The sequence below is a fragment of the Floccifex sp. genome, from assembly GCF_051873555.1.
Taxonomy (GTDB): Bacteria; Bacillota_I; Bacilli_A; order Erysipelotrichales; family Erysipelotrichaceae; genus Floccifex.
Genome location: NZ_JBJEEY010000099.1, coordinates 1 through 8819, shown reverse-complemented (window position 1 = coordinate 8819; position 8819 = coordinate 1). Strand labels below are relative to the sequence as shown.

Annotated in this window: 7 protein-coding genes, 1 pseudogene and 1 other annotated feature; of the genes and pseudogenes, 6 read left to right on the top strand and 2 right to left on the bottom strand. The window is 32.8% G+C overall.

The annotated features are described in order from the left end of the window. Nucleotides 1–330: 330 nt before the first annotated feature. Nucleotides 331–1174 (bottom strand): annotated as a pseudogene (locus ACI32A_RS05770) (circularly permuted type 2 ATP-grasp protein). A gap of 160 nt (nucleotides 1175–1334) precedes the next feature. Then, nucleotides 1335–1570, top strand: a binding site (T-box leader). 59 nt (nucleotides 1571–1629) lie between these two features. On the opposite strand from ACI32A_RS05770, the gene ACI32A_RS05765 reads away from it, so the two are divergent. The 4 genes from ACI32A_RS05765 to ACI32A_RS05750 are packed head-to-tail and all read left to right on the top strand — an operon-like array spanning nucleotide 1630 to nucleotide 5779. Next, on the top strand, nucleotides 1630–2664 hold the full coding sequence (locus tag ACI32A_RS05765) for an ABC transporter substrate-binding protein (RefSeq protein WP_439754088.1): 1035 nt from the start codon (nucleotides 1630–1632) through the stop codon (nucleotides 2662–2664). A 3-nt stretch (nucleotides 2665–2667) separates the two neighbouring features. Continuing rightward, nucleotides 2668–3579 carry an ABC transporter permease gene (locus ACI32A_RS05760; RefSeq protein ID WP_439754087.1) on the top strand — a complete coding sequence of 304 codons (912 nt, stop codon included), beginning with the start codon at nucleotides 2668–2670 and terminating at the stop codon, nucleotides 3577–3579. 1 nt (nucleotide 3580) lies between these two features. Next, nucleotides 3581–4369, top strand: a complete 789-nt coding sequence (locus ACI32A_RS05755) for an ABC transporter ATP-binding protein (RefSeq protein ID WP_439754086.1) — start codon at nucleotides 3581–3583, stop codon at nucleotides 4367–4369. Between the two features lie 51 nt (nucleotides 4370–4420). Then, complete coding sequence (locus tag ACI32A_RS05750) at nucleotides 4421–5779, top strand: sodium-dependent transporter (protein ID WP_439754085.1); 1359 nt, start codon at nucleotides 4421–4423, stop codon at nucleotides 5777–5779. A gap of 32 nt (nucleotides 5780–5811) precedes the next feature. On the opposite strand, the gene ACI32A_RS05745 is transcribed toward ACI32A_RS05750, so the two are convergent. Further along, complete coding sequence (locus ACI32A_RS05745) at nucleotides 5812–6969, bottom strand: hypothetical protein (RefSeq protein WP_439754084.1); 1158 nt, start codon at nucleotides 6967–6969, stop codon at nucleotides 5812–5814. Nucleotides 6970–7115: 146 nt separating this feature from the next. On the opposite strand from ACI32A_RS05745, the gene ACI32A_RS05740 reads away from it, so the two are divergent. Both ACI32A_RS05740 and bsh read left to right on the top strand, forming a co-directional pair. Beyond that, nucleotides 7116–7706, top strand: a complete 591-nt coding sequence (locus ACI32A_RS05740) for an ECF transporter S component (RefSeq protein ID WP_439754083.1) — start codon at nucleotides 7116–7118, stop codon at nucleotides 7704–7706. Nucleotides 7707–7771: 65 nt separating this feature from the next. Continuing rightward, a complete protein-coding gene (bsh, locus tag ACI32A_RS05735; RefSeq protein WP_439754082.1) occupies nucleotides 7772–8746 on the top strand; it encodes a choloylglycine hydrolase in 975 nt (324 codons plus the stop codon). Nucleotides 8747–8819: the final 73 nt, after the last annotated feature.

Sequence of the window (8819 nt, the reverse complement as noted above, 5' to 3'; positions counted from 1 at the left end):
GTTCGTACGCTCGAAAGAATCGCTACACCACTTCCTCCATCCTCAACATCACTGTCAACAACTTGTGGTTCGCTACACTTGGCGGTAACTACCTGTGGTTGGTTTATCTCCAACTGAATTCGTGCCATGCCCGGCACACATAAAAACTACCCGGTGATAAACCGGGTAGTTTTATATGAATTTTTTTAATAAAGTTTCTAATATTTCAATTTTCTTTTGATTCCATTTAATATATGAAACAATTCTATTTTTATTTTGTTTAACTTTTTTCAATAAAATTGAATTATCTTTTATACTTAATTGAAGTAAAACAACAAAATATAGACAATTCTAACTTCTTTGTTCTTTTTGTATAAATCCAGGAGGAATCAGAATCTCTACATGTCCTTTTCGATATATGTCCATAATTTGTGGAATACCAATTAATGATTCTTCTTTAAATGTTAATGGATCCAGAAAATCGTCATTGATTCTTCGATACAAAGCTCCAATTTTTTCTAGCGATCCATCATAGTTTTTTAAAAATAAATAATCATCTTTGACAACTCACTAATTTACTTCTTGTTTGTTCTGCTAAATACGAATGCTCAAAATAAGCAGCCTTCATTCTTCCTGGCGTAAAAATCGCATTGATACCACCTGTATTGACAAAATCCATGACATCTTTTAAACACTTGGCATAATCTCGATTGTCTTCAATTTTGTGATTGGAAAACGTTTCTGGACTGGCTTTTCGACAGAGTTCACGGGCAATCATGGGATAACTGGCTCCTGAGGGTACTCTTAAATTGTCTTCTAATACAATCCATTGATTGTTTTTGTCTAAGACTAAATCAATGCCAGATATATGGGAATAAATTTTTTTTGATGGAGTAATGCCTTGACATGGTACTAAATATCCACTGGATGAGAGTACAAATTCAATGGGGACAATGCCATCTTTGACAATTTGTTTGTCATGATAGATGTCATATAAATACGCATTCAATGCATTGACTCTTTGAATGAGTCCTTTTTCTAATGGCTCAAATTCTTCTTTAGTTATAATTCTAGGTATGCAGTCAAAGGGAAAGAGTTGTTCGTGAAATGTATTGTTTTTATAGATTCCGAATTTAACTCCATATCGTTTTAATAATTCATTGATTTGTTTTTGTTGCTGAATGATTTCTTCCATGTTCGTTTCCTTTCTAAAAAAACAAAAAAGATGCCCTACTAAGTAGAACATCTTTGTTTTGTTGAAGTATATCATATATGTAAGAATTTTGAAACAATTTTGTAAATTTATGTAAATTTCATTTTTTTCTTGAAAATTCGTTTTCTTCAGTGTAAACTTTAGGAAACCGATGATACGGAGATAAAACAAAAAGATGTATTTCAAGAGAGTTCAGGCTGGTGGGAGCTGAATAATGGCAGTTTTGTAAATGGACCGTGGAGGGCATAGAGGAAATAATAGTATTCTATGACGTGATACATACGTGAGTTGTGAGGAATATGATAGTATTCTAAAAGTGTACAGTAGTTTTACTGTAAAACAAGGTGGCACCGCGGGTGAAGTACACTCGTCCTTGAACGTTAATCAGGGACGAGTTTTTTGTTTCCTGATTGAGAGTAGAAAAGGAGAACAAAAAGATGAAAAAAATTTCTAAGGCTTTATTAGCCAGTGCTATGTGTGCAAGTTTATTTGGGTGTTCAAGTAATGAAAACAGTGATGCAACAGTGTACAAAATCGGGATTTGTAACTATGTAGATGATGCGAGTTTGAATCAGATTGTTGACAACATCCAATCTCGTTTAGAAGAAATTGGAAAAGAAAACGAAGTTGTATTTGATGTGGAAGTGGAAAACTGTAACGCCGATTCAACCGTTTTAAACCAAATTATTACTGATTTCCAAGCCGACAACGTGGATTTAATGGTTGCAGTCGCAACACCAGTTGCTATGGCTATGCAATCCGCGACAGAAGGAAGCGACTTACCAGTGATTTTCTCAGCGGTTTCCGATCCAGTGGGGGCACAAATTGTTGATAGCTTAGAAACACCGGGTGCTAACATTACAGGTACAAGTGACTATTTAGATACAACAAGTATTTTCAATTTAATTTTTGCTGCTGATCCAGATGCAGACAAAATTGGTTTATTATACGATGCTGGACAAGATTCTTCAACAGCCTCTATTGAAAGTGCTAAACAATATTTAGAAGACAAACAAATTGACTATGTAGTTAAAACAGCAACTACAACCGATGAAGTAAAATTGGCTGTGGATGCTTTAATCAGTGAAGACGTAGATGCGATTTTTACTCCAACAGATAATACCATTATGACAGCGGAATTATCCATTTATGAAACATTGATTGATGCTAAAGTTCCTCATTATACAGGTGCTGATTCCTTTGCATTAAATGGAGCTTTCTTAGGATATGGCGTTGATTATGCGAATTTAGGTGTAGAAACAGCGGACATGATTGCACAGGTTTTATTGGATAAAGAAAATCCATCAACTTTAGCTGTTCGTACATTCGATAATGGAACAGCTACCATTAATACAGAAACTTGTACAGCTCTTGGCTTTGATTTTGAAACTATTAAAAAAGCTTTTGAACCTTTGTGTACACAAGTCAAAGAAATCACAACGGCAGAAAGTTTTGATGATTTAGAGGGATAAAATATGACAACTTATCTTTCTTTGGGACAAACAGCTATAGAATTAGGGCTTATTTGTTCCCTGTGTGTATTGGCTTTATTTTTAAGCTATACAATGTTAAATGTATGTGACTTATCAACCGATGGATGTTTTACTTTAGGCGGTGTTGTTGGAGCAACCTTTGCCATTGCCGGTCATCCGTATTTAGCCATTCCAGCAAGCATGATTGCTGGAATGCTTTCTGGTTTCATAACGGCTTTATTGCAGACAAAAGTGGGAATTGATTCTCTTTTATCGGGAATCATTGTTAATACAGGATTGTATTCGATAAACATTTGGATTATGGGCGGTGCTTCTTTATTAAATATGAATCGAACCAATACTGTTTTTACTATTTTTAAAGAAGCCTTCCCTTCTCTTTCCAACTATTCGGTTTTATTGATTGCTTTGATTGCAGTGATATGTGTGATTGTATTTCTCGTTTATTTTTTATCCACTAAATTAGGATTGGCTATTCGAGCTACAGGAAACAATCCCGATATGGTGAAATCCAGTTCCATAAATCCTGTTTTCACAACCATTGTTGGTTTATGTATTGCCAATATGTTTACCGCTTTATCAGGTTGTTTATTGTCGCAATCACAGAAATTTGTGGATATTAATATTGGACAAGGAATGGTAACTGTGGCTTTGGCTTCTTTGTTGATTGGAAAAACGGTTTTAGGTCATGGCTCTATTTTAAAAAGGGCTTCTGGTTGTGTAATTGGAGCTATCATTTTTCGTTTAGTTTATACGATTGCTTTACGATTTAATATGCCTGCTTTTATGTTAAAACTGGTTTCTTCTGTGATTGTAGTCATTGCCATTGGTATTCCGTATTTAAAGAGTCAATGGCCATTGATTCAAAGAAAAATGAAATATAGACGAGGTATGTAATATGTTAAGAATTGAATCGATTTCAAAAACATTTAATCCTGGTACCATCAATGAAAAAAAAGCATTAGAAGAATTATCTCTTCATTTAAAAAAAGGTGATTTCACGACTATTATTGGATCCAATGGAGCAGGCAAGTCTACGTTATTTAATGCGATTTGCGGGAATTTTTTAACGGATACGGGTTCCATTTACTTAGATGGACAAGATATTACATTTGAGCCTCAATTTAAAAGAGCTAAAAATATTGGTCACTTATATCAAGATCCCAATAAAGGAAGTGCCCCAGGAATGACGATTCTGGAAAATCTGGCTTTAGCAGCTGGAAAAGGTGGATGGTTGTCTCATATTTCAAAAAATGATAAAAAAGTATTTAAAGAACAATTAGCGCGTTTGGATTTAGGATTAGAAGATCGTTTAAATCAACCGGTTGGTTTATTATCGGGTGGACAAAGACAAGCTCTAACTTTATTAATGGCAACATATAATCCACCTAAGTTATTGTTGTTAGATGAACACACAGCGGCTTTGGATCCTCAAACGGCTAAAAAAGTTTTGAAACTCACAAAAGAAATTGTAAAAGAACATCAAATCACAACGTTGATGATTACACATAATATGAGTGATGCTTTGTCTTTGGGGAATCGTACAATTATGATGGATAATGGACATATTATTTTGGATGTTTCTGGCAAAGAAAGAGAAGAAATGAGTGTCAATGATTTGATTTTACAGTTCAAATTAAAGTCTGGAAATAATTTAGACAACGATCGTATGCTTTTATCGAAATAATGGACAAAAGTCCATTATTTTTTGTTATAGTAATATACGAGGTGCTTAACTATGAGAGATCGTTTATCAAGCCGACTGGGATTTATTTTATTGAGTGCTGGTTGTGCCATTGGATTGGGTAACGTCTGGCGTTTTCCTTTTATTGTTGGAAAATACGGAGGCGCTGCCTTTGTTTGTCTTTACTTATTTTTTCTTTTGATTTTAGGTCTTCCCATTATGATTATGGAATACGCAGTGGGACGTGCCAGTCAAAAAAGTGCAGTTCTTTCTTTTGATGTATTAGAACCCAAAAACACAAAATGGCATTATATGAAATACATTTGTCTGGCTGGAAATTATTTATTGATGATGTTTTATACAACTGTTTGTGGCTGGATGTTTTATTATTTTTATAAAATGGCAACTCAAGGATTTGCAGGTCAAAGTGTAGAACAAATCAATGCTGGTTTTACAGCTATGTTAGCCGATCCTATTTTACAAGTTTCCATGATGGTTATTGTTGTATTGATTGGTTTTTTCATTTGTTCAAGGGGTCTTCAAAATGGAGTGGAAAAAATTTCAAAATATATGATGCTTTGTCTATTGGGATTGATGTTTATTTTAGTCTTTAAGACATTGTCTTTACCAGGATCTTTTGAAGGTGTTAAATTTTATTTATTGCCTGATTTTTCAAAAATGGAAAATCTATCGGAAGTGATTTTTGCTGCTATGGGACAAGCTTTCTTTACATTGAGTTTAGGAATTGGTGCTATTGCAATTTTTGGAAGTTATATAGATAAAGAAAAGAAATTAACTCAAGAAGCCATTCAAGTCGTTTGTTTAGATACCTTTGTAGCCCTGGTATCCGGTTTAATTGTTATTCCCGCTTGTTTTGCCTTTGATGTCAGTCCTGGACAAGGCCCTGGATTGATATTTCAAACACTTCCCAATATTTTTGCACATATGAGTTATGGACGCTTCTGGGGTGCTTTGTTTTTCTTGTTTTTAAGCTTTGCAGCTTTGACAACTATTATAGCTGTTTTTCAAAATATCATTCAAATGACAATGGAACTGACAAACTGGTCACAAAAGAAAACCATATCAATTAACTGTATACTTATGATTGTTTTATCGCTTCCATGTGCATTGGGATTCAATGTATTATCTTGGATTCAGCCACTGGGAATGGCAACAACAATACAGGATTTAGAAGACTTTATTGTTTCAAATAATTTACTTCCACTGGGTTCTTTAATCTATGTTTTATTTTGTACTTCAAAAAAAGGATGGGGTTTTGATAATTTTTTAAAAGAAGCTAATTCAGGACAAGGAATTTCGTTTCCAAAAACTTTACGATTCTATGTTTCCTATTTTATTCCAATTATTATTTTATTCATCTTTATTCAAGGTTACATTAATTATTTTTTCTAAAAAAACAAGAAGCCAGGTGCCTGGCTTCTTAATTATTTACGCTTTCTTAATACAACAAACATACCCACTAAAGCAATCGCTGCTAACACAATATAGACACTGTAATTAGAAACAATACCTGTTTGTACTTCTGTACTCTTAGTACTCTTATATTCCCATTTCACTGTATAAGTTGTTGAATTCACTTTTTCAAAGTTTGTATACGTTCCAGATAAAACATAAACCGGAATGGAATATGTCACATTATACATATAGGTATCCACTTCTTTTTCAACAGTTGAATACGCATATTGTAAATCAATATCCAGCTCTTCTTCTCCATCTAGATTTTCAGCTGGAGTTAATGAAACTTTTACTTTATCTGGCTGATTTTCTTCTTTAATCACTTCAATCTTGAATGGAAGAGAAGCTAGAAGAGAAGCTATATTTTGTTGTTCCTCATTAGATTCTTCATCATTATAATCATAAATAAATACAATGTTATCTTCTCTCAAATTATATTTTTCTAGAATACTATTTTTTATTTCTGGAGCCAACTCTCCTATTGTCCAAATATAGGTTTTACCATCTAAAGTAATTACAACAACTGGACTTTCTTTTTTAATTGTATATTCATTATTTTCATCTAATTCAATATCTTCAACTTTAAAATATGGTTCCGTTGTTTGTATTTCTGTTCCTTTTATTAATTCGCTTTGAATGGTTTCTTCATCAATACCTTGTTCAATCAAATAGTTTTTGACTAATTCTAAATTATTGTCTGCATCTTCTAATGAATAACAAGTTGTTGTATTTTGTGATCCTTTATCCCCTTCTTGTTTAGTGATTGTTAGATTATATGTTCTTTCATCAGAATTGGTATAGGAATCTTTTTTAATTTGTGCTTCTTGTTGTGTTTTAAAGATTTCTGATTCCAATTCCAGTGTTTCTTTTTCCATCCATTTTGATGTTGTCAATGGTGTTGGGCCTGTAAGGTAGAGAGTGTAGCGTAATCCATCGGATTTATTTTTGTTTAATTCGATATTATAGTTTTTTAATTCTTGTACAAATGAATTGGCTTCTTCTTTGGTTTCAAATGTTTTTTGTCCTGTTAGAGTGGGTTTTTCTTGTGCAAAGATAGAAACAGTACTCATCTGACTTAGTAATACAGTTGACAATCCAATTGACATAATTCTTTGTTTTAATGTCATAAATTTCTCCTTTCTTTTCTTCATTATAACATAGTAATAATAAAATAAAATCATAAATCTGGTTATATGAATAAATATATATCTGGTTATTTTTATATAATCAAAAAATGATTATACTAATGTCATATTAGAGGAGGATGTATAGTATGACAAACAATACTACATTGAGAATTACTGTTACAGCTTTAATGGCTGCATTATGCTATGTTGCCTTTACATTTCTACAAATTAAAATTCCTACTCCAGTAGGATATACATCATTTCACTTAGGAAATACGTTCTGTATATTAGCAGCTCTTTTATTAGGAGGAGTTCCAGGTGGAATTGCTGGTGCAATTGGTATGGGAATTGGAGATATTTTAGATCCTATATATATTATGGTAGCTCCTAAAACATTATTTTTAAAATTTATGATTGGAGTTATTACTGGTTTTGTAGCACATAAAGTTTTCCATATTAAGAAACTACAAGGAAGTTCTTTGGTTTCAAAAGTTGTGATAGCTTGTAGTGCTGGAATGGGATTTAACATCATTGGTGAGCCACTTGTTTCGTATTTATATTATTTGATTTTATTAGGAAATGCTGAAAAAGCAGCTGGGTATTTAGTTGCGGCTAAATTTATCACAACAGGAATTAATGCGATTTTAGCAGTTGTGATTGCCAGCTTTATTTACTTGGCTATTTATCCTCGTTTTAAAAAGAATGGTGTATTAGAAAAATTAAATCCAGAAAAATAAAAGTGCTGATTTCAGCATTTTTTTATTGTTAGCGGTATAATAATATTGAAAGGAGGTTACTGTTTATGTGTACAGCAGCTACATATAAAACAAAAGATTTCTATTTTGGTCGTAATTTAGATTATGAATTTTCGTATGGAGATCAAATTGTTGTGGTTCCTCGTCGTTTCAAATTCAATTTCAGTAATGGACAATCAATGGATTCTCATTTTGCGATGATTGGTATGGCCTATGTATGTGATCAATATCCATTGTATTATGATGCCATCAATGAAAAAGGATTAGGAATTGCAGGATTGAATTTTGTGGGCAATGCGATATATCACGACTTTCAGGAAGGTAAAGAAAATATTGCTCAATATGAATTGATTCCATGGATTCTAGGTCAATGTCAAAATGTAAAAGAAGTGAAATCTCTTCTAGGGAATTTGAACATTTTAAATAAGCCATTTAATGCTTCACTTCCTTTAGCTCAACTTCATTGGATCATTGCCGATGAAATGGAATGCATTACAGTTGAATCTGTAAAAGACGGCCTCAAGATTTATGACAATCCAGTCGGTGTCTTAACGAATAATCCTCCATTTCAATATCAAATGTTCCAATTAAACAACTATATGCATCTATCCAATCAAAATCCAGAAAACTTATTTTCAAAGGAATTAAATTTAGAAACATATAGTCGTGGAATGGGTGGCTTGGGATTGCCTGGTGATTTATCGAGTCAGTCTCGTTTCATGAAAGTAGCTTTCACAAAAATGAATTCCATTTCAAAGGATACAGAAAGTGAAAGTGTTTCGCAGTTTTTCCATATTCTTCATAGTGTTGAACAACAAAATGGTTGTTGCCAAGTTGGTGAAAATGAATATGAATATACTATTTATACTTCTTGTTGCAACTGCAATAAAGGCATATATTACTATACAACCTACAACAACCATCAAATCCATGCAGTTCATTTGTTTCATGAAGATTTAGACCAGAAAGATTTCATTTGTTTTCAACTTGAAACACAAGAAAAAATTAAATATCAAAATTAAAAAGGCATCGCAAGATGCCTCAGACTGTTGACAAAGTAATAGTCGACAGTCTTTTTTTTATTTGATAGAATAG

Coding starts and splice junctions, on each gene's coding strand:
- ACI32A_RS05745 (WP_439754084.1), bottom strand. CDS start 6,969: ATGACATTAAAACAAAGAATTATGTCAATTGGATTGTCAACTGTATTA.
- ACI32A_RS05750 (WP_439754085.1), top strand. CDS start 4,421: ATGAGAGATCGTTTATCAAGCCGACTGGGATTTATTTTATTGAGTGCT.
- ACI32A_RS05740 (WP_439754083.1), top strand. CDS start 7,116: ATGACAAACAATACTACATTGAGAATTACTGTTACAGCTTTAATGGCT.
- ACI32A_RS05760 (WP_439754087.1), top strand. CDS start 2,668: ATGACAACTTATCTTTCTTTGGGACAAACAGCTATAGAATTAGGGCTT.
- bsh (WP_439754082.1), top strand. CDS start 7,772: ATGTGTACAGCAGCTACATATAAAACAAAAGATTTCTATTTTGGTCGT.
- ACI32A_RS05765 (WP_439754088.1), top strand. CDS start 1,630: ATGAAAAAAATTTCTAAGGCTTTATTAGCCAGTGCTATGTGTGCAAGT.
- ACI32A_RS05755 (WP_439754086.1), top strand. CDS start 3,581: ATGTTAAGAATTGAATCGATTTCAAAAACATTTAATCCTGGTACCATC.